Source organism: Streptomyces sp. TG1A-8 (assembly GCF_030499535.1).
Classification (GTDB): domain Bacteria; phylum Actinomycetota; class Actinomycetes; order Streptomycetales; family Streptomycetaceae; genus Streptomyces.
Genome location: NZ_JASTLB010000001.1, coordinates 218,438 through 237,602, shown reverse-complemented (window position 1 = coordinate 237,602; position 19,165 = coordinate 218,438). Strand labels below are relative to the sequence as shown.

Here is a 19,165-nt window from a genome sequence, read left to right as displayed (position 1 = left end):
AATCACGCACCAGCCCGTAAGGGACGATCGGGTTACGCCGGCGGTCGAGACGGGGAGTGGTCAAGGCGATACCGCCTTCGGTGGGTGAGCCGTAGGCCCGGTGGTGCCGACGAGGATTTTGTGCCCCCTCAGCAGGATCCAGGTGCCGCCGGCGCTGCGCAGGAAGTGTGTCGCGCCTTCCTCTCGGCTACCAGGTCCTTCACCCCGTTCAGCCCCAGGTCCCGTCCCGTCTCCGGGCGTCCCTCTCGTTTCCCCTGATCATTGGCGAAGTCGAGAACGGTACTCGCCCGGGGCCGTGCCTCGGACACGTCTGAAGGCACGGCTGAAAGCGTGCGGAGAGGCGTAGCCGACCGCGCTGGAGATCGACTCGACCGGCTCATCGGTGTCGCGGAGCCGGACTGATGCCAGGTCGATGCGCCACTGCGTCACGTACGCGCCCGGCGTCTGTCCGAGGGCGGACTGGAAATGCCTGGACAGCGTCGCCCGGGAGACGCTCGTCGCGGCGGCCAGGGTCTCCGTGGTCCAGGGGTGTTCCGGTTGGGCGTGGACACATGCCAGGGCGTCGCGCACGACCGGATCACGCATCGCTCCCAGCCACGAGCCGGACTGCTCCTCCGGGTGGCGGGCCAGCCAGGCGCGTACGAACTGGACGAGCAGAAGGTCGACGATGCTGTTGATGGCGGCGGTGGTGCCGATCTGGGGCTGTGCGAGTTCCGCCCTGAGGAGTTCGACGGTCCTTCTGAGCTGCGCGTTCTGGCGGGCTGTGACGTGCATCGGCCGGGCGAGGGAGGTGAACACCGGTGTGCTCACCTCCGGGTCCTTCTCATAGTGCAGGACGATCACTTCTGTCTGCACCGGCACCGAGCCCAGCAGCAGGGCTCGGCCATCGCCAAAAGCCCTGGCCGCCGCCTCACGGTCGCAGGAACCCATCGTCACGCTGGTGCCGCTGGCTATCCCGTGTGCGGTGCCCGGCGACACCAGGACGGCGTCTCCGGCCTGCGCCTGAAAAGGTTTCTCGCCTGTGACGTGGAGCCACATCGTGCCGCGGGACACCACGTGCAGTGCCGCTCCTGGATAGGAGTCCAGCCACAGGCCCCAGGTTCCTCCGGCCTTCAGCACGCCTCCGAGCGCCCCGCGCGCACCCGAGACACGCAAGACCTCCGCCAGCACATCCATGGGTCCATTCTCGTCCATCGCCGCGCACCGTCCACCGGCGGGCGACGGCGCATGTGTCCTCATCCAGAGCTTCAGGTCACGTCGAGAACGATCTTTCCGTGCACCTTCCGTGCGAACAGCGCCTGGACGGCGTCGTCCACGTCCTGCCAGTCGCCTCGCAGTCCGACCGGTGCCGAGAGCCTCCCGGCGGCCATGAGGCCCAGCAGGTCCGTCAGCTCCCCGCTGGTCGGCGTCATGTCGCCGTAGGTGGCGATGCTGCGGGGTTCGCCGAAGCCGAACAAGGCTCCTGACGGGAAAGTGGTTTCCTGCCCCGAGGAGTAACCGACCAGGTGGATGGTGCCGCCCTCGGCGAGGGAACTCCACGCCTGGGCCACCAGCGGCCCGCCGACCGTGTCCAGGACGAGGTCGAACCGGTACTCGGTCCCAGCCAGGTCGGTCAGGACCTCGTCGGCGCCGAGTTCGCGGAGTCCGGCGGCCCGGCCCGGCGAACCGACGAGTGCCGTCACCCGGGCGCCCGCCAGCGCCGCCAACTGGACGGCGAAGTGCCCCACGCCCCCGCTGGCGCCGGTGACCAGGACGTTGCGCGCCAGCAGGGAACGCTTGCGCAGCACCCGGAGTGCTGTGACTCCGGCGATCCCCAGCGCGGCGGCGTCGGCCAGGTTCACGCCCGCGGGGACGGTGCCGAGCGAGGCGGGGCTGACTGCCACCCGCTCCGCCCACGCGTGGGGAGCCATTCCCAGTGCGACGCGCGTACCTTCGGGTGGCCCCGAGCCGTCGGATGCGGCGCGCACCACGACGCCGGCCGCGTCGTGACCGTGCACAGCGCCGGCCGGCCACTGGTGCGCGTAGTTCAACTCTCCGAAGTTGAGGCCGATGTGCCGTATCTCCACCAACGCCTCACCGGCGGACGGTACGGGCTCATCGACATCGGCGAACCGGATGGGTCCGGCCTCGCCGTGAGCGACCACAAGGGCGCGCATGTGATGTGCTTCCTTCTCTCGTAAAACGCCGGAACACTCGGCGTGGCAGCGGAGAGCGTGCGAACGCCGCACTGCCGCCTTCTTGAAACCCTATGCAGGACCGGGGCAGCGACCAGTCCCGTGAGAATCGATCAGTTGACGATCTGTGTCAGTGCGACTCGCGGCGCATCGGGCGACCGCGTCGACGACCGGGGCGGGCGTACCGCTCCGGGGAGCGTACGGAGGCGTGGCGGGAGCGGGCCGGCAACATCGGAGTGGAGGTGCCAACCTCGGCGTCGTGTCAGGGCACTGTGACGTAGCCGGCGGAGCGTCCACCCATCCAGGTCCTCGATGTCCTCGGTCGAGGCGAGCGGGTTGGCCAGCAGCCGGGTGTTCTCCTCGAAGATCTCTTCGGCCCGTCCTTGGCGGTGATCCTTCGGCGTTTGCCCTGCGGGTACAGGTCCTCCATGTTCAGGCACAGCTTCAGGCACAGCACCTCATCGGCCCGTGCGGCGAACTCGTAGAGCATCTCCCACCGCGTCTTCTCCCGCAGGGGCGATCTCCAGCTGGGCAGATCGGCATGGCTCGGTGCGCTCGCTCGTCATCGTGCCCGACAGCGCGGGACGCGCCGTTCCGGCCGACGATCAGGGCCACCTGTGTCCGATTGGCTCTTTGCCGAGCTGCGGCCCATGCTTCACCTTGCACCTCATGGACCAGATGCAAGGCGAAACCGACCTATTCAGCTCGGCTGAGGCGGCCGAACTCGTGGAAGTCACGCGGGCGTTGATTGGGATCGACACCGTCAACCCACCTGGCAACGAGCGCGCGGTGGCGCAGCTACTGCTCGATCGCGCGCTTGAGTGGGGTCTGGAGGGTGAGATCGTGGAGCTGTCTGCAGACAGGGCGAACCTGCAGCTGCGGCTCCCCGGCTGCAGCGCCGATCGGCCGGCGCTGATGTACTGCGGGCACTTCGACACCGTGCCGCTCGGCGGTGCCCCGTGGACGCACGCTGCTCACGGTGCCCATCTCAGCCCCGAGGGTGTTCTGTGGGGACGTGGCGCGGTCGACATGAAAGGCGGTGTCGCGGCGATGGTGTGCGGTATGGCAGCGCTCGCGCGCAGGTCAGCGCGATTTCCCGCCGAGATCCGGTTCCTCGGCACGATCGGTGAGGAAGTCGACTGCGCAGGCGCGCGTGCCGCGCTCGACGCCGGTGCGATGGACGGTGTCGGCCAGCTCGTCATTGCCGAGCCGACCAACATGGAGCTGGTCGTCGCTCACAAGGGTGCGCTGTTCCTGGAACTGACAGCGCGAGGACGTGCGGCGCACGCGGCGATGGCCGAACAGGGAATCAATGCCGTCAGCCACATGATGCGTCTGCTCGGACGCATCGAAGAACTGGATTTCGGTGTCGGCGAGTACCCGCTGCTGGGCCGCCCGACCGTCACCGTCGGGACGATCACCGGTGGGTCGGTCGTCAACATCGTCCCTGACCGCTGCGTGGCGCAGGTCGACCTTCGGACGACGCCCGCCGTCGATCACCAAACGCTGCTCGCGATGCTCGCTCACCTGGTTGACGCTCATCGCGTCGACGGCGTCGAGTTCGACTTGCATGTGACCGGTGATTACCCGCCCGTCGGGACCGCACCCGATGACCCGCTCGTGACAGCCGCCGACCGCGTGTTGCGAACGCTCGGTGACGACGCACCGCACAAGACAGCTGTCAGCTACTTCAGTGACGGCTCGATCCTCCAGCCACCGACCGGTCTTCCGACACTGCTGTGCGGTCCGGGCGACCCCACTCTCGCCCACCAGACCGACGAGCGGATCGACGTCGCACAGCTCATCCGGGCCGCACGCTTCTTCTCCGAGCTTCCCTACGAGGTGTTCGACCAGTGAACGGCAGCAGGCTTGTGCGCTCCTGGTCGCCGCCTACCGGCGTACGTACCTCACCTTGCGCCCACTGGCTCCGTCGTTCGGGGTGTCGAAGTCCGCGGCCGACCGGATCGTCGACCACCTCGGCCCGTCCCTCGTGCTCCAGCCCCTGCAGACGGTTCCGTAAAGACGCCGTGCTGATCGTGGAGGGCACTTCGGTGCCCACGCGCCACCACGCGGTCGCCGAGCAGCCGAAGAACTACCGGTACTCCACCAACCACCAGGTCGTCATCGACGCCGACACCCGGCTCGTCGTCGCCGTCGGCCGGCCGCTGCCCGGCAACCGCAACGACTGCAAGCCGTGGGAGGAGTCCGGCGCGAAGGACGCCGTCGGCTGCACCACAGTGATCGCGGACGGCGGTTATCACGGCACCGGCCTGGTCATTCCGCACCGCCGCGAACGCGGCCGGACCGAACTCCCGAGCTGGAAGGAGGGCCACAACGCCTCGCACCGCAAAGTCCGCGCCCGCGTCGAGCACGCCTTCGCCCGCATGAAGACCTGGAAGATCCTCCGTGACTGCCGCTCGAAAGACGACGGCGTCACCACGCCATGCTCGGCATCGCCCGGCTCCACACCCTCACCCTTGCCGGATGACCGGGAAACAACGCTGGTCAGCCAGCATGCCGTAGATCATTTGCGGGACAGCGCTTAGGACGTGCAGATTTTCAACCCGTGGCTTTTCGTTCGGTGGTTCGTTGGCCTGGCATGAGCGGGTTGGATGGGCAGCAGGCTGTGTTGGCAGCCGAGTCCGAGGCGATTCTGCCGCACCTCGACGAGCGGCAGCGTCGCCTGCTGGTATTGATTCGAGAGGGTTTGGGTTCTGGGTCGTTGGTGGTGTGTGAACGATCTGGTGGGGGACGCGCGGCATCTGTCGCCGTCGGCGCAGGAGGTCCTGCGGTTGCGGGCGGTGGCCGCGTTGGTGGCGGAGCGGGACCGTGAGGGCGTGGCGGCGGTCTTCGGGGTGTCGCTGAAGGCGGCCGACGCGTGGTGGGCGAAGTGGCAGGTCGGCGGGCGGGAGGCGCTGGTCGTGCGGCCGCGGGGCAAGCCGGTCGGGGTGCACCAGGTGTTCGGGGAGGCCGGGCAGGGCGCCGTCCGGCAGGCGGTCTTCGATCACCGGCCCTGTGACGTGGGACTGAGCGGGCAGCTGTGGACGCGGCGGCTGGTGGGCGAGCTGATCGTGAAGCTGTACCGGGTGCGGCTGACCGAGTCCGGGGCGGGCAAGTACCTGAGGCGGTGGGGCTGTCCTTCCAGCGTCCGGACAAGCGGGTTGCCGAGCAGGACCCCGAGACCGTGTGCCGCCGGCACGAGGGAGACCTGGCCGGCGATCCGTGCGAAGGCGGGGAAGGACGGCGGCGAGGTCCTGTTCGCCGGCCAGGTCGGCGTCCGCTGCGACCAGGTCACCGGCCGCACCTGGGGCGAGAAGGGCAGGACACCCGTGGTGCGGCGGAGCGGGAACCGGTTCTCGGTGAACGCCATGTCGGCGATCAGCACCAAGGGCCGGATGCACTTCATGGTCTTCACCGAGCACTTCACCGCCGAGGTGATGTGCCGCTTCCTGGACCGGCTCGCCGACTACGTCGACCACAAGGTCCACCTCGTGGTCGACGGGCACTGCGCCCACCGCTCCAAGGAGGTCCGCGACTGGCTCGCCGCCCACCCCGACGACGTCGAACCGCACTTCCCGCCGCCGTACTCACCCGAGCTCACCCCGACGAACCGGTCAACGCCGACCTCAAGCACGGCCTGCCCAGACAGCGCCGGGCCCGGAACCAGGCCGAACCCGCCGCCGAGACCCGCCGCTTCTCCCACAGACGCCAGCGACAACCGCACATCGTCCGCGGCTACTTCGGCGGCCCCACGTCCGCTACGTCCAGGACGAGAACCCTTTGAGTTCCTGGTCAACACCTCGCTTACGCCCCTTTGGAGACCACCGTTCAGGAGCTTGTGCGGGTCGCCGGGACGCGCTGGGCGATCGGGGAGTGCTTCCAGGCCGCGAAGAACGAGTTTTAACCTACTGCGCTGACGGGCGCGGCGCGACCGCGGCTCGGAGTCGCTGGCTGAGGAAGTGCGCCGCGCGGTCCAGCGCTTCGTCCGCTTCGTCCAGGATGCCGGCGAACGACTGGAACACATGCGGCACGTCGGCGGTGACGTCCAGGATGACGTCCACCCCGGCGGCCCATGCCCGTGCCGCCAGGCGCGTAGAGTCGTCCAGCAGGATCTCGTTGGTGCCCACCTGGATCAGCATGGGGGGAAAGCCGGTTAGGTCGGCGAGGACGGCCGGGCTGAGCAGGGGTTGGCGCGGGTCGGCTCCGGCCAGGTACATGGCTCCGGTGTGCTCGACGGACGCGCGGGTGAAGATGGGGTCCGTGCCTTCCTTGGTGTCCATGCTCTCGCCCGTGCGGGTGGCGTCGAGGCCGGGGGAGAAGGCCACGATCGCGGCGGGCACCGGGAGACCCGCGTCCCGTGCGGCGAGGCAGGTGGTGACGGCCAGACCACCGCCCGCGGAGTCACCGGCGAAGAAGATGGCCGAAGGGTCCTGTCCCCGGTCGAGAAGAGCGCGGTAGGCGCTCACCCCGTCCTCGATGGCGGCCGGGAACGGGTGCTCGGGGGCGAGCCGGTAGTCCAGCGAGTATGCCTCGAAGCCGGTGCCGGTCACAAGGCGCCCGGTCAACGACATCGTGGACTCGGGGGAGCCGACCACCCAGCCGCCGCCGTGGAAATAGAGGATTAGGCCAGGGCGTGGACCGTCGGTCGGCGTAACGTGGAGCGCAGGCCGGTTGCCGAGCGTCGCCGGTGTGGTGCGGATGCCGTCCGGCACGGTTGTCGTCCGGGACATCAGTGCCTCGAAACCGGCGCGGAGCGCTTCGACCGTCCGGGGGCCCTCGGGCCGCGGTTGCCGTAGCATCGCGTTGACCTGGGCGCGCTGTTCCTTGCTCATGTATGTACTCCGTTCGTGAGCGATACATCTATACTATATGCCGTGGCATATAAATCAAACACATTCGATCTCGCAGGCTTCTTCGCCGACCTCGTCCGCTGTGAGACACGGCTGTACAACGCGCTCAATGACCGGCTCCGCGCGCGGCACGGGATCGTCACTTCGCAGTTCGAGGCCCTGTGCTACCTGCGCGACCATCCCGGGTGCCGAGTGGCGGACCTCGCCGCCGAGTTCGCCATCGGCGTCGGGGCGGCCAGCAAGAGCGTCGACCGTCTGCAGAAGCAAGGTTGGGCCGCCCGGCAGCCGAACCCTGCCGACGGCCGTTCCCCCCTGCTGGTCCTGACCGACGACGGCTCGCGGCTCGTCGACGCGGCGGAGGAAACCTTTACCGAGGGACTGTCCGAGCTGCTCGGCACCGTCCTCCACGGCCCCTCGGCCACGGCCGCGGCCCAGGTCCTCGCGGCGCTGCGCGCGGCCCTCGAACGCGACCGTACCGGTACACCGACGGGCTGACGGTTTCAGGGCGGGCCGGAACGGTACCCCGTTCACCACCGTCCGGTGTTCCAGGTCGACTCTGTGGGCCTTCACCTGTTACGCCGTAGTGGGTGCGCCGGCCGACCGGTGCTCGACCTGGTCTGGGCGTGGTGGGGGGGTGGACCGTGTCCTATGTGGTGAGGCGGATGAGTCGTTTGTAGCAGCGCAGGGCGGCGGCGAGGCCGAGAAAGGCCAGGTGGTCGCGGGGATCGCGCTCGTAGCGAGGGCTCAGGCGGCGGTAGCCGGACAGCCAGGAGATGGTCCGTTCGATGACCCGGCGGCGGCCCGGTCGTTCGCTGGACTCGATCCCTTTGCGGGCGATCCGCACGCCGATGCGTTTGCCAGGTAGCCGTTTACGCAGGTGAGGCACATCGTAAGCCTTGTCCGCATGCAGAGGCTGGGGCTTGAAGTGGCGGCCGCGGCGGGGGTCGTGTCTCGTTTGGTGCCCCTCGGCCATGGGCTTCAGCCCTTCGCCGTCGTGGACGTTCGCGGCGGAGACGCCGACGAGAAGGGGCAGTCCGTTCGCGTCCGACAGGATGTACCTTTTGGAACCCGGCTTGCCCCGGTCCACGGGACTCGGACCTGTGTGTCCGCCCCCTTTTCAGCCCTCACGTGGGCGGAGTCCAGGACCACACGGGTGACGTCGATGAGGCCGGCGTCGTCGAGCCGGTGCAGCACCGCCTCGTGCAGGCGGCCCCCCACACCGGCTCTCGACCAGATCAGGAACCCGCGGTGAGCCGTCGGCTTCGATATGCCGAAGCAGGGCGGCAGCCGACGCCAGGTGCACCCACTGACCAGCACGTAGATGATGGCCGCGAACAGCGTCTCATCAGGGGTGTCCTGCGTTCTCCCGCCCTGCGGCCGCACCTTCGACGGCGGGATCAACGGCTTGGCGATCTCCCACAGCCCGTCCGGAACAACCCAACTCCACGTACCCCGTCCCATGACCGGCCCAACGAGTCACCACCACATAGAACACGATCTAATACTCCAGCAGCGGTTCGTGGCCTGAGGTGCGTTTTCGGTAGTGGCAGCGGCGGGCGATGGCCTGGCGGTGTCTTCTCCAGGCGGACCAGTTCAGTGCGTGGGTGATGGGATCGCGGTCGGCTCGTGGGTGGGGCAGGAGAGTGTCCAGGAGCCGCCGGATCTCTGCCACGGTGAGCGGGACGGTGGCTGATCCGTTTCTGCAGCCCCCTTTGCCTCCCCGCCGGCCTGGGCTTGTGCTGCGAGTGCGGCCAAGACGGCGTGGGCGAGCATGGCCAGGGTGATGTGCCGATACCAGCCGACATAGCGGCGGACTTCGTACTCGTCCAGGCCGCACTCGTTCTTCGCGGCCTGGAAGCACTCCTCGATCGCCCAGCGGGAGCCGGCGATGCGGACCAGCTCGGCGATCTCGACACCCACGGGTGCGTAGGCCAGGTAGTAGGCCACATCTTCGGGGTCGGACAGGCTGCGGCGGGCCATCACCCACCGGTGATGGGTCGGCGGATCCGGATCGAAGATGATGTTGGCGGGCAACTTGGCCCCGGCCCAGTCGTAGATCCGCGGGCCCTTCGCCCCATCGCCGCAGGACAGCCGCTGCCAGGCATCATCGGGTGCTTCATCGATGAGATGGTCGATGCGCCAGATGCCGGCCAGGGACTTGATCTGCTGGGACTTGGGCACCGCCACCACGTAGCCGACGCCCGTCTGCTCGAGCAGGCGGCGGAAGTGCCAGTCCTGCCCGTAGGCCTCATCCGCGGTCACCCACGACGCCGGCAGGCCGGCGGCCAGGCAGCGGCGGACGATGTCCCGGGCCAGTTCCCCCTTGGTCGCAAAGCCTCGCCCGTCGGGGATCTTGGCCGCCCGGCAGCGGTCACGGTCGGACGTCCAGGCTTTGGGCAGGTAGAGCTCCCGGTCCACCAAGGCCCGGCCTGAGCTGGTGGCGTAGGCGCCGAACACGCCGATCTGACAGTTGTCGATCTTTCCTGAGGTGCCGGTGTACTGCCGACTGACCCCGGCTGAGGTGGTGCCCTTCTTGATGAATCCCGTGTCGTCGATGATCAGCACACCGCCCGGTCCGAGCCGTTCGGCGACGTAGGCACGGACGTCGTCACGCAGGGCGTCCGCGTCCCAGACACTGCTGTTCAGCAGCCGCTGAAAGCCGTCCGGAGTGCGGTGACCTGCCCATTCCGCAAGCTGCCAGCCGTTCTTGCGTGTCGCCCGCCCCAGCAGACCACGGACGTAGTCCCGCATCCGCCACCGCAGATCCGCCCGAGTGAACCTGCCCGCCACCCGAGCGAACACCAACTCCAACTCGCCGGCCCAGCAAGCGGCTTCACTCATCCCCTCCATACCAGGACAACGACAACCACCAGCTCAGGACACGAACCGCTGCTGGAGTACTAATACTCCAGCTGTAGATCGCGATCTTCAGGTCGGGGATACGGCTTGTCGCCGGTAATGGCTGGCGAGGGATCGCTGCTGATGGAGCCGCCGTCAGTGCGACCAGCCGAGCCGGTGAGCTGCGTTGTGGCGAGGCTGGACGGTGAGCGTGATGAAGAGGTGCTGGATCTCGTTGCAGGACAGCGGGACCAGGCCGTCCGGGGCGGGTCTGCGGACGTGTTCGTCGGCGCGAACTACTGCGAGGAAGGCGTGGGCGAGCATCGCGAGGGTGGTCCAACGAATCCAGGAGCGGTAGCGGCGGACCTGGTGCTCGTGGAGTCCCGCCAGCCCTTTCCCGGCCTGGAAGGTCTCTTCCACCCGCCATCTGGAGCCGGCGACCTTCACCAAGGTGGTCAGCGGCACCGGTTCGGGTGAGTGGCAGCGGTAGTAGGTCAGTTCGCCGGTGGTGCGGCTGCGGCGGATCAAGAGCTGGTGGCTGCCTGGCGTCGGGTCGATGAGGTCGACGACGGCCCAGTCGTAGAACCGTTGTCCCTTCGCGCCGGATCCGGCCGAGAGCTTCTGCCATGCCCGCTTCGGCACCTTCTTCACCAGGGCATCGGCGCGGAACCCCGGTGACCCAGCCGACGCGGTGGCCGGCATCCCAGAACCGTTCGATCATCCTGAGGGCCAGGTCCGGCTTGGTCGCGAAGACGGTGTCCCTGCTGAGCCTCGCCGCCCGGAAGCGATCCAGATCACTCGTCCAAGAGCGCGGAATGTACAACTCGCGGTCGACTGCCGCGTGTCCCCGTGCGCCGGCGTAGACGAGGTGGACCGCGACCTGGGAGTTCTCGATCCGTCCGGCTGCGCCGGTGTACTGGCGCTGGACCCCGACGGTGTGGATGCCCTTCTTCACATCGCCGGTCTCGTCGACGACGAGCACCGCGGCATCGTCGTGGAGGTGCTCGACGACGTATTCGCGCACGTCGTCGCGGACGGCCTCGGCATCCCAGGCGGCCCGGCGCAACAGGTGCTGCATGCCGTGGGGCTGGCCTCCCCGGCCTACTCCGTGATCGTTCAGCAGTTTTTGCGGGGCAGGTCCGACAGCAGCCCCAGCACCAGCCGTCCGGCTCGCAGGTGGGGTTCGTAGTCGAGCGCGGCAGCCGTCTTCTTGGCGGCGGCGCGGGCGCGGGCTTCGTCAGGGCTGGGTTGTTCTTCCGGGGTGCTCACGCGACTCCTCCTGTGGTCCGGCCCGGTGTGTGCTGGGTGCCGGGCTGCTGGGTGTGCGGCGGCGGGGCGGTCGCCGGGGTGGGCTGCGGTCGGGGCCGTGGGTGAGGGCGCGTTCCCCGGCGCCTTCCTGGACCCTGGCGAGGCCGGCTTCGGCGAGCGTCCGGTCTGCTCCGCCGTGTCGACGTCGGTCGTCTGCTCTGGAACGCGGCCGGTCTCCCGGCCAGTGTGGAAAGGCCGCGGATGCGACCAAGGCGGCGGGCACGGCGACGGTGCGGGGCCGGGTGCGGGAGCCCAGACGGTCCGCACGCCGCGCAGCGTGGACCCGGGCGGTCAATGCGTCGGCGGCGAGGCGGGCCCGCTCGTACGGTGGGGCGGTCCGCTTGCGTGTCAGCGGGCGCAGCGTGGTCTGGTCCTCGGTGTCGCGGGTGTACAGGGCGCGCAAGTCAGCCGTCATCATCCGGCCCCGGCCGACGGAGTGGGTGTAGTCGTCGACGACCGCCTGGACGATCTGGTCGTCCAGGCCCGTCTGGTGGGGCCAGCCGCGCAGGATGTAGAGAAGTAGCGGCGCGCTTCGGCGAGCAGGTGATGGCGCTTGAACGCACCGCACATCACATACACCACGGCGACGACGTCGGCGGCCGGCAGCGCTATGTCGACCACCGGCCGCACCCGCGCCCGCTCCGCAAGCCGGTCGACAACGTCGGCACCGTAGGTCCGGATCGCTGAGTCCCGCCATCGCTCGCGCAGCTCGGTCAGCTACAGCAGCTCCGTGCGCTTGGGCGGGCGCGTCTGGTCGGCGGCCCGGCAAGCCAGTGCGTAGGCGGCCCGCTCCCCCGGCGCGTGCCCCTGCTTCTCCTCGTACTTGGCCGTGAGGACGGGCAGCGCGTCCTCGATCTACTGGCGGCGGGTCGACTGCCAGCCGATGAGCCGCTGGTCGAGGCCTGCGATCTCCATGACGGGCCGGCGGCCGGGCGTCACCTCGCGTGGCTCCCACGCCCACCCGAGCCGGGCGGACATCTCCTCCATGAAGTACAAGGTGGAGAGGGTGTCGACCGCCACGGTGTTCTCGTGCAGGGCCAAGGTGCGGCTGGGGCCGGAGCCGTTGCGGGCCCTGTTCGCCCGGGTGTGCCGGCCGGTGGCGGTCGCGCGGACGCAAGGCGCCTGGTACCGGCGGTGGCGGCTGGTCGCGGTGGACGGGACGGTCTTCGATGTCCCCGACACCCCGGCGAACGCCCAGTGCTTCGGGCGTCCCGGTACCAGTCGCGGGCAGGGCCGCAGTGCGTATCCGCAGGCGAGGGCGGCGGCCCTGGCCGAGTGCGGTACCCATGCCGTGTTCGCGGCCGAGGGCGGCCCCTTGTCGCTCCATGAGACCGCTCTGGCCAGGCGACTGTTCCCCGCGCTGACGAAGGGCATGCTCGTACTCGCCGACCGGGGCTTTTGCGGTTTCGACCTGTGGCGGGCCGCGAAAGCGGGCGGCGCGGACCTGCTCTGGCGGGTCCGCAGCACCGTAGTGCTGCCGGTCCTGGAAGCCCTCGCCGACGGCTCCTACCTGTCGGAGATCGTCGCCGCGCGGGACCACTACCGGCGCGCGGACCCCGAGCGGGTGCGGGCGATTGAGTACACCCTCGGCCCACGCGGCGGCGACGGCGCCGCCTACCGGCTGATCACCACCGTCCTCGACCCCGACCATGCACCGGCCGAGGAGCTCGCCGCCCTCTATGCCCAGCGGTGGGAGATCGAGAACACCCTGGACGAGATCAAGAACCACCAGGGCATCCCGGGGCTGGTGCTGCGTTCCCGGCACGAGACCGCCCCTGGACCGGCTGGACGTTCAGCGCAGGGTGGGGCTCGCGCGAGAAGCTGCACATCACACTCGTTGTGCCGGAGCTGGTGGTGGAGGTCGGCGTCGATGTCGCCCGCGACAGTACCGGGCGCCGGCGCCACCCAGTGCGCTGGCACCGGATGCGCCCGAACTTGTCCCCTGCCGACACCCCGGTTCTCGAGCTCGGTCCGCCAGATTGAACGACCGGATCCCGAACTGTGGCAAAGCCCTGCTCATGAGAAGCCAGCGCGAGTTGGTCAACCGCCGATCAGCGGGTCGGTACAGCGACGGGCCGCACGATGCTCGTCATTTCCCTGGCAGTCCGCTTGCCCCTGCCGCTGGCAGCTCCCCTCCGCGGTGTACGCCCCGAATGGGATGGGTGCGAAGTTTCTCGCCGCGCTGGCCGCCGCCCAGATCGAGCCCAACTGCATCCGGGGAAGGCGCTGGAGGGCCAAAAGATCGCCGCGGCCAGAGGCAACCGCGGCGGCCGACCCAAGGTCCCACGACGACATGCTGACCTTTGGCCCTCGCGCTCAAGGCCAATGGAATGCCGGGTCGGACATCGCGGGGAAGCTGGTTATCAAGGTTGGTAAGAGCACCGGGAAGAAGCCGTCGGTGGCCTCGGGATTCCAGGCGCTCGTCAAGGCCGAGAGGGCCGGCACCCAGGGCCAGGCCGTCGACCTGTCCCCGCGGCCCGGGCACGTGGTCGCCCGGAGCATCGGCCTGGGCGCCGGGGAGCTGGAAGAGGTACGGCCGTGATCCCAGGCCCGCACCGAACGAAGGGCGGTGCCCCGCAGATCAGCGCCACCGACGTCACTCGTTCGGATGATTCGGTCTCAGTTGAGGGACGTAAAATCCGCCTACCGACCAATGATCAATAGTCACTGCGGCGGCCTCGTTATCCGGCTGCGGACTTGATCGATCGGCCAAATCCTAGCAGCATTCCGGACTCTGGAAGACGCAATAAACGGCCGCTTAACCTGCTAAGTGACTCTGATCAGCGTCTCCCCGATCAATCGACTGCGACCATGATCGGTTGGGGATGCCATTAAAAAGTCGAATCGACATTCTAGCAACAATGACCACATCATTAATATACCGGACATTCCGATTTGATGGTTTCCGGCGGCGAGGCCCGGGTATGCCATTTACCGTCGATTTAAGGGAGGTGAACGAACCAATGGCCAGTGCAGTTACCCCCACCGAGACCGTCGAGCAGGACATCGAACTGATCGACCTCAGCGACCTCGTCGACGAGATCTACGCCGAGAACCAGGTTGAGCGTCCCGGTATCATCTGCGATATCTCCGCCTAGCGGCCACTCCAGATGATTCCGATTTCATAGGGACCTCAGGCCCGTCAGTAAGGGCCCAACAGACGGGCCTGAGGTCCTTTGCGTCCGCTTCATAAGCAGTGCAATACGAAAGGTGGCCGCAGCGGATGGCTTCCGACAAGGCAGTGGTTCTCCCGAGTGCCGACGGCTCGCGGGCAACGCTCTACGACCCGGACCGGATGTCATTCGCCAGCCTGCCCCCGCACGCGGTCGAGCGCGCCCGGCGATTTGCGGCGGCTGGGCATGGCGGGGCGGACCTGACCGCCGAGGAACTGCAGGAGTGGCAAGAGCTGACCCATCTGATCTCCGCCTCCTCCTTCCCGGTGCCGGCGGACAATGCCAGCACCCGCATCAGCCAACTGGTCATCGGTAATACCTACCACTGCAATATGGGCTGCACGTACTGCTACAACGAACTGGAGACCAAGGAGAAGAAGGGGTCCGAGGTCCCGACAGGGATGACCTGGGAGACGGCCAGGACCAGCATCGAGCAGGTCCTCGACCAGGCCGACCCTGGCAGGCCCGTGCGGATCTTCTTCATTGGCGGCGAGCCACTGCTGGAGCGCGAGATCCTCGAGCGCAGCGTCGAATACGCCGAGGCATACGCGGCTCCACTCGGGGTGAAGGTCCGCTTCAACGTGTACACCAATGGCACCCTGCTCACTGGGCGGACGCTTGCCTGGTGCGAGAAGCACGCTATCTCGTTGATCGTCAGCCTGGACGGGCCACCCGCACTGAACACCAACCGCGTGCTCCTTTCGGGGCGCCCAACGAGCAAGATCGTCTTGCGCAATATTCGGCGTCTGATGGAGACCCAGACCTCACCGATGCGGCGGGTGCGCGCGGTCAGCCAGCCCGGAACCTCTCTGCTGGCCCTGCACAAATATCTGGTTGCTCTTGGTTTCAATGAGGTCCACGTACAACCGATGTACAACGGCGAGGGAATAACTTCTGTCGGCGAATCCGAAATGATCGAGCTCTTGGACTGGTGGACGGACAACCTCGAAAAGGGGACGGTACTGGACATCATGCCCTTCGGTGCGTTTTTCCAAAAAATCCTGCACCAAGGACGTGCGGTCAGTTCCTGGTACCCCTGCCTGGCGGCCAGAAATGCGGTCACGGTCGGACCCGATGGCCGAGTGTATTCCTGCCATCACGCCATTGAGGAGCCCGCTTTCGAGATGGGACACATCGGCCGGGGGCTTCCAATCGTCGAAATCCGCAGTAAGCACTTCAAGAGGGTCGACGAGCGCGAACCGTGCCGAAGCTGTTGGGCGAAGCATGTCTGTGGTGGGGAGTGCTATCACCGATCGCTGTCCGCCGGCGCGGGCGAGTTCGGCACGCTGCCGGCAGCGTGCCATGAGCGCAAGGCGTTGATCGGCTTCGCCTTCGACGCCTTCACCCGAGTTGCCAAGCGCAATCCCCAGGCACTTCGCCAGCTGGCGCTCGGACAGCTGTCCCAGCCGGAACCGCAGGAATCCGCCTACCAGGCGGCCGATCTACGTGACTTCATCTGAGGGCGGCTCAATGACGCTCCCCCCAACGACGCAGTCCCTGGACCAGCTCGTCCCAGACTTCAAAACCGTCCTGGTCGACACACAGCCGCATTGCGACAAGAAGCTCTACGCCAGCACCGGCCGCCACCGCCCGCTGGCCGACTCCATCGAGGCCGCCTGGCGGCTGCGGGGGATTTCGGGCGTCTCCCGGGTTGCTGACATCACCGGGCTCGACCGCCTGGGCGTGCCGGTGTTCAACACGTACCGGACCACTGCAGCTCCCGGAAACCTCACCGTGACCTGTGGAAAGGGACGCACGCGCGAGGCTGCGCTGGCCTCCGCGCTGATGGAGGCCCACGAGCGGTACTGCGGAGAGCAGCAGGGCCGCTCCGGGGCCATCATGACCCTTACTCGGGCACGGGAGTACTTCGGCGAGGTGCTGGACCCCCGAGAACTTGTCCTAGACACTCGCACCGGCTGGAACCTGGACTCACCGTTGGAATGGATTCCCACCCGGGACCTGGTCAGCGGGGACGTGGTCCGAATCCCCGCCGACGCGGTCTTCTCACCGTACGCGGCGCGCGGTGCACGGCTCTTCGCCAGCCACTCCGACGGCCTGGCGTCCGGCAACTGCCTGACTGAGGCCACCCTGCATGCGCTCTACGAGCTGATCGAACGGGACAGCCGGTCCTTCGGCGAAGTGCTCCGGCAGGGTTTCCAGGTCCGTATCGACTCACTGCCGCCCGAACTGCGGGATCTCGCGCGGACCTTCGAGGACGCCGGGATCTCCCTGACTCTCTTCGCGTTCCGCTCATCCCTGGAGGTCTTTAGCCTGTTCGCGCTTGGCGATGACCGCCTCGCGGAGAACCCGATGCTGGTGAATGCCGGCGCTGGCTGCCACCTGAACCCGGCGATCGGTGCCTCCCGGGCGCTCACCGAACTCGCGCAGTCCCGGCTGAGCGTGATTTCCGGCGCTCGAGAGGACTTCAGCACCCGCTACCGGGAGCGCCGCAACGAGACCTACCAGGCAGCTCACGATCGCGCGGTCCGCTGGTCACAGGACTGGGAGCAGATCGATTTCGACGAGATCCCGAACCAGTCGGCCGGCGACCTCGAAACTGACCTGGCGACGATCTGCCGGCGTCTGACCGACACGGGACTGCGACGGCTTCTTGTCGCCGATCTGACCCTGTGCAATGGCGCGCGCACCGACGAGCTGCTGCCACGGGTGGTCAAGGTCGTCGTCCCCGGTCTGGAGTTCGCGGCCAACGAACCCTCCCGGATAGGCAGCCGTTTCTACCGCGAAGCACGGAAGGTGCGCTGATCCGTGTCACACACTTCGCCGGTCAACGACCCCGCCCTGTCCCGGGCACTGGCTGAGTTCGACCAAGCCGACCTCGTGATCTACGCCGGACCGAGCCTCGCCGACTCCCCCCTGACCGCACCGGCCGCCCACCTGATCCTTCCTCCCGTCCGGGACGGTGATCTCACCGCCCTGCTGACCCGCACTCCGCCACCCACCACCGTGCTCATGATCGACGGGTACTTCGGCGCCGGCCAGGCTGTCAGCCTGACGGAGATCCAGGAGACCCTCGGCCGAGGAGTGCGCCTGTACGGCTGCAGCAGCATGGGAGCCCTGCGGGCAGTCGAAGCACGACCATGGGGCATGATCGGCCTGGGCGTCATCTTCACCGACTACCTCACGGGCAGGCGCACTGCCGACGAGAACGTGGCCCTGCTGCACGACGACCATTACCGAAGTCTGACCGCGCCCACGGTCAACGTCGATCTGCTGTGCACGCTGCTGGCCGCCGAGGGAGTGTCTGCGGGGCACTGCGAGGAGTTCAGGCGCCGGGCCCGGGAACTCTACTTCGGTGATCGCAGTTACTCCGCACTGCGCCAACTCGCCCGGACGTGCTTCGCAAGCGGCAGCAGCCTCGCCCCCGGCACCCTGGAACTCGTCCTCCACCGGTTGACCCCGCCACAGCTGGCACACTGGGATGCGAAGCGGCACGATGCCGAAAGCGCAATCCGCGACGTCGTCCTGGGGCTGGCCCCAACGAGCGCTCCCACTGAGCTCATCCCCGTACCCGAGTGCATCGGTGCCATGCTGGCGGAGGCGTAGCCGACATGGTCCGCACCTACGGGGCATCCTTCGAAAAACTGTATGCCGCCGCCGTGGGCACCCGACTCGGCGACGCTGCGCGGACCTCGGCGGTCGCCGTGCTGGCGGCGAAGCTGACGGGAAGCCCCGCTGCGGTCTCCGTCGTCCTGGCGATGTCCTTCGCGCCCTGGCTGCTGTTCGGGCTGCCGGCCGGAGCCTTGGTCGACCGCTGGGACAAGCGTCGTGCGTTCCTCACCGCGGACAGCGTCCGCTGCGCGGCAGCAGCGCTCCTGTGCAGCCTGGCCCTTTCCGGACGTCTGTCGATCACACTCCTCATCGTCTTCGTCTTCCTTCTCACGACCTTGCAGACGGTCTCGGACAGCTGCTTCAACAGCCTGCTGCCCTCGATCGTTGAAGAGAAGGACCTGGGTGCCGCCAACGCACGACTGAGTGCCTCCCAGTCCACCGTCGGCATCGTCGCCGCGCCGCTGGGCAGTTGGCTCGCCATCGTCTCTTCCGCACTGCCCTTCCTGCTGAACGTGGTCACTTTCGGAGCGGCAGCGGGCTGGGTGACAGCACTCCCAAGAGACACCGACTGGCATTCCAAGGCGAAGCCCGTCAGAGCGGCACCCCGAACACTGGCCCGCGACATCCGCGACGGTCTGGGAGCCGTACGGACCCGGGGACTGCTGTCAACGCTCCTGCTCTGCGTCTCCGTCAACAACTTCTGCAACGGCCTGAACAGTGCGATGCTGCCCCTCCTGTCGATACGCTCCGTCGGCCTGCACCCAGCCGCCTTCGGATTTCTGACCGGCGCCGGTGCCGCGTGCATGGTCGCGGGGAATCTCCTCGCCGGCCGGCTCGCCGACCGCGGGACACCCCACCACCACGTCGCGGCCCTGGCGATCGGCATGAAGCTTCCCGGCTTCCTGCTGATTTGCGCCGCCCACTCGCCGATGCCGCTTGCTTTGGGGACCGCCACGCTGGGACTGGCCAGCGGCCTGTGGAACGTACCCTCCTCCACGCTGCTGATGACCACGGCACCACGCGAGATGATCGGTCGCACCATGGCACTGTTCCGGACCGTGTCGGTGGCGGGCATGCCCCTGGGTGCGCTGGCGAGCGGACTGCTGGGCTCGCTTGCCGGCGTCCGCAGCAGCTCACTGGCCGCCGCCGTGCTGAGCGGCATGGTGCTGGTCGGCTACCTCTGCAGGCTCCGCCGTCTTCCCTCCCAGGTACTCACCTCGCCGGCTGGAGATTAAGGCACATGTCAATCCTT

The 19,165-nt window shown here is 67.9% G+C and carries 16 protein-coding genes and 2 pseudogenes; 10 read left to right on the top strand and 8 right to left on the bottom strand.

Annotation, left to right across the window (positions count from 1 at the left end):
* Positions 1 to 258: 258 nt before the first annotated feature.
* The 3 genes from QQY24_RS00980 to QQY24_RS00970 all read right to left on the bottom strand — a co-directional run bounded on the left by QQY24_RS00980 (position 259) and on the right by QQY24_RS00970 (position 2,664).
* Entirely contained in the window at positions 259 to 1,176 is a 918-nt protein-coding gene (locus tag QQY24_RS00980) for an AraC family transcriptional regulator (RefSeq protein WP_301970748.1), read from the bottom strand.
* Between the two features lie 71 nt (positions 1,177 to 1,247).
* A complete protein-coding gene (locus tag QQY24_RS00975; RefSeq protein ID WP_301970747.1) occupies positions 1,248 to 2,156 on the bottom strand; it encodes a zinc-binding dehydrogenase in 909 nt (302 codons plus the stop codon).
* Positions 2,157 to 2,436: 280 nt separating this feature from the next.
* Positions 2,437 to 2,664 (bottom strand): hypothetical protein, encoded by a 228-nt coding sequence (locus QQY24_RS00970; RefSeq protein WP_301970746.1) that lies wholly within the window; start codon positions 2,662 to 2,664, stop codon positions 2,437 to 2,439.
* A gap of 179 nt (positions 2,665 to 2,843) precedes the next feature.
* Here QQY24_RS00970 and QQY24_RS00965 point away from each other — a divergent pair, with 179 nt between their 5' ends.
* The 3 genes and pseudogenes from QQY24_RS00965 to QQY24_RS00955 all read left to right on the top strand — a co-directional run bounded on the left by QQY24_RS00965 (position 2,844) and on the right by QQY24_RS00955 (position 6,091).
* Complete coding sequence (locus QQY24_RS00965) at positions 2,844 to 4,031, top strand: M20 family metallopeptidase (RefSeq protein WP_301970745.1); 1,188 nt, start codon at positions 2,844 to 2,846, stop codon at positions 4,029 to 4,031.
* A gap of 16 nt (positions 4,032 to 4,047) precedes the next feature.
* Positions 4,048 to 4,662: pseudogene (locus QQY24_RS00960) on the top strand (transposase); the annotation flags it as partial.
* A gap of 244 nt (positions 4,663 to 4,906) precedes the next feature.
* Entirely contained in the window at positions 4,907 to 6,091 is a 1,185-nt protein-coding gene (locus QQY24_RS00955; RefSeq protein WP_301970744.1) for an IS630 family transposase, read from the top strand.
* Here QQY24_RS00955 and QQY24_RS00950 read toward each other — a convergent pair.
* Positions 6,080 to 7,006, bottom strand: coding sequence for an alpha/beta hydrolase (locus QQY24_RS00950; RefSeq protein ID WP_301970743.1), 927 nt, complete (start codon positions 7,004 to 7,006; stop codon positions 6,080 to 6,082). The genes QQY24_RS00955 and QQY24_RS00950 overlap by 12 nt on opposite strands.
* 42 nt (positions 7,007 to 7,048) lie before the next feature.
* Between QQY24_RS00950 and QQY24_RS00945 the strand changes: the two genes are divergently transcribed.
* A complete protein-coding gene (locus QQY24_RS00945; protein ID WP_301970742.1) occupies positions 7,049 to 7,519 on the top strand; it encodes a MarR family winged helix-turn-helix transcriptional regulator in 471 nt (156 codons plus the stop codon).
* A gap of 151 nt (positions 7,520 to 7,670) precedes the next feature.
* On the opposite strand, the gene QQY24_RS00940 is transcribed toward QQY24_RS00945, so the two are convergent.
* From QQY24_RS00940 to QQY24_RS00925, 4 genes and pseudogenes are all read right to left on the bottom strand, one after another.
* Positions 7,671 to 8,485 (bottom strand): IS5 family transposase gene (locus QQY24_RS00940; RefSeq protein ID WP_301970741.1). Its coding sequence is split into 2 segments (ribosomal slippage): positions 7,671 to 8,143 and positions 8,143 to 8,485, totalling 816 coding nucleotides; the frame shifts between segments, so codons are not numbered across the junction.
* A 132-nt stretch (positions 8,486 to 8,617) separates the two neighbouring features.
* Entirely contained in the window at positions 8,618 to 9,874 is a 1,257-nt protein-coding gene (locus QQY24_RS00935) for an IS701 family transposase (protein WP_301970740.1), read from the bottom strand.
* Between the two features lie 144 nt (positions 9,875 to 10,018).
* A pseudogene (locus QQY24_RS00930) lies at positions 10,019 to 11,038 on the bottom strand (IS701 family transposase).
* 987 nt (positions 11,039 to 12,025) lie between these two features.
* A complete protein-coding gene (locus QQY24_RS00925) occupies positions 12,026 to 12,157 on the bottom strand; it encodes a hypothetical protein (protein ID WP_301970739.1) in 132 nt (43 codons plus the stop codon).
* On the opposite strand from QQY24_RS00925, the gene QQY24_RS00920 reads away from it, so the two are divergent.
* The 6 genes from QQY24_RS00920 (at position 12,156) to QQY24_RS00895 (ending at position 19,148) form a co-directional block, all read left to right on the top strand.
* Positions 12,156 to 13,712 carry an IS4 family transposase gene (locus tag QQY24_RS00920; protein WP_301970738.1) on the top strand — a complete coding sequence of 519 codons (1,557 nt, stop codon included), beginning with the start codon at positions 12,156 to 12,158 and terminating at the stop codon, positions 13,710 to 13,712. The two genes, QQY24_RS00925 and QQY24_RS00920, sit on opposite strands and share 2 nt — an antisense overlap.
* Positions 13,713 to 14,133: 421 nt before the next feature.
* Positions 14,134 to 14,268: a hypothetical protein gene (locus QQY24_RS00915; protein ID WP_301970737.1), complete on the top strand. Its 135-nt coding sequence runs from the start codon at positions 14,134 to 14,136 to the stop codon at positions 14,266 to 14,268.
* A 125-nt stretch (positions 14,269 to 14,393) separates the two neighbouring features.
* Positions 14,394 to 15,803 (top strand): radical SAM protein, encoded by a 1,410-nt coding sequence (locus QQY24_RS00910; protein WP_301970736.1) that lies wholly within the window; start codon positions 14,394 to 14,396, stop codon positions 15,801 to 15,803.
* 10 nt (positions 15,804 to 15,813) lie between these two features.
* Positions 15,814 to 17,106 carry a YcaO-like family protein gene (locus QQY24_RS00905; protein ID WP_301970735.1) on the top strand — a complete coding sequence of 431 codons (1,293 nt, stop codon included), beginning with the start codon at positions 15,814 to 15,816 and terminating at the stop codon, positions 17,104 to 17,106.
* 3 nt (positions 17,107 to 17,109) lie between these two features.
* The gene (locus tag QQY24_RS00900; protein ID WP_301970734.1) at positions 17,110 to 17,907 is read left to right on the top strand and encodes a TfuA-like protein; all 798 of its coding nucleotides are present in this window, start codon (positions 17,110 to 17,112) and stop codon (positions 17,905 to 17,907) included.
* A 5-nt stretch (positions 17,908 to 17,912) separates the two neighbouring features.
* Positions 17,913 to 19,148 carry an MFS transporter gene (locus QQY24_RS00895; protein WP_301970733.1) on the top strand — a complete coding sequence of 412 codons (1,236 nt, stop codon included), beginning with the start codon at positions 17,913 to 17,915 and terminating at the stop codon, positions 19,146 to 19,148.
* Positions 19,149 to 19,165: the final 17 nt, after the last annotated feature.

Bases quoted from the DNA above. Each gene is read 5' to 3' on its own strand.
- QQY24_RS00925 (WP_301970739.1), bottom strand. From the start codon at position 12,157: ATGGAGGAGATGTCCGCCCGGCTCGGGTGGGCGTGGGAGCCACGCGAG.
- QQY24_RS00975 (WP_301970747.1), bottom strand. From the start codon at position 2,156: ATGCGCGCCCTTGTGGTCGCTCACGGCGAGGCCGGACCCATCCGGTTC.
- QQY24_RS00915 (WP_301970737.1), top strand. From the start codon at position 14,134: ATGGCCAGTGCAGTTACCCCCACCGAGACCGTCGAGCAGGACATCGAA.
- QQY24_RS00920 (WP_301970738.1), top strand. From the start codon at position 12,156: ATGAAGTACAAGGTGGAGAGGGTGTCGACCGCCACGGTGTTCTCGTGC.
- QQY24_RS00910 (WP_301970736.1), top strand. From the start codon at position 14,394: ATGGCTTCCGACAAGGCAGTGGTTCTCCCGAGTGCCGACGGCTCGCGG.
- QQY24_RS00905 (WP_301970735.1), top strand. From the start codon at position 15,814: ATGACGCTCCCCCCAACGACGCAGTCCCTGGACCAGCTCGTCCCAGAC.
- QQY24_RS00980 (WP_301970748.1), bottom strand. From the start codon at position 1,176: ATGGATGTGCTGGCGGAGGTCTTGCGTGTCTCGGGTGCGCGCGGGGCG.
- QQY24_RS00950 (WP_301970743.1), bottom strand. From the start codon at position 7,006: ATGAGCAAGGAACAGCGCGCCCAGGTCAACGCGATGCTACGGCAACCG.
- QQY24_RS00935 (WP_301970740.1), bottom strand. From the start codon at position 9,874: ATGGAGGGGATGAGTGAAGCCGCTTGCTGGGCCGGCGAGTTGGAGTTG.
- QQY24_RS00965 (WP_301970745.1), top strand. From the start codon at position 2,844: ATGGACCAGATGCAAGGCGAAACCGACCTATTCAGCTCGGCTGAGGCG.
- QQY24_RS00970 (WP_301970746.1), bottom strand. From the start codon at position 2,664: ATGCTCTACGAGTTCGCCGCACGGGCCGATGAGGTGCTGTGCCTGAAG.
- QQY24_RS00895 (WP_301970733.1), top strand. From the start codon at position 17,913: ATGGTCCGCACCTACGGGGCATCCTTCGAAAAACTGTATGCCGCCGCC.